At 46.8% G+C, this 250-nt stretch carries 1 protein-coding gene; it reads left to right on the top strand.

The annotated features are described in order from the left end of the window. Positions 1-250: group II intron maturase-specific domain-containing protein (locus tag L8D11_RS05620; protein WP_236870673.1), on the top strand; the 250-nt coding region annotated here is incomplete at both ends.

The following is a 250-nucleotide window of genomic DNA, read 5'->3' as shown; positions in this document are numbered from 1 at the left end:
GTTAGAGAACTTAATCAGGCTTCTAGAGGTTGGTTCCACTACTTTAAAGTGGCTGATTTTCCTAAGCCTATGAAACATCTGGATGGGTGGATTCGCAGGCGTCTGCGCTCCTACAGAATAAAACAACGCAAGAGGAAATACTCCATCAAAACTTTTCTTGTGGCACATGGCGTGTCTCAGCGTTCTAGCTGGTCTCTCGCCTGCTCTAGATCTGGTTGGTGGAGAAAATCTCTTTCCCATGCTGCTCACC

This window comes from Candidatus Bandiella numerosa, from assembly GCF_021811875.1.
Taxonomy (GTDB): Bacteria; Pseudomonadota; Alphaproteobacteria; order Rickettsiales; family Midichloriaceae; genus Aquirickettsia; species Aquirickettsia numerosa_A.
Note: the sequence above shows the minus strand (reverse complement) of the source record. Positions and strands in the feature narration are given on the sequence as shown.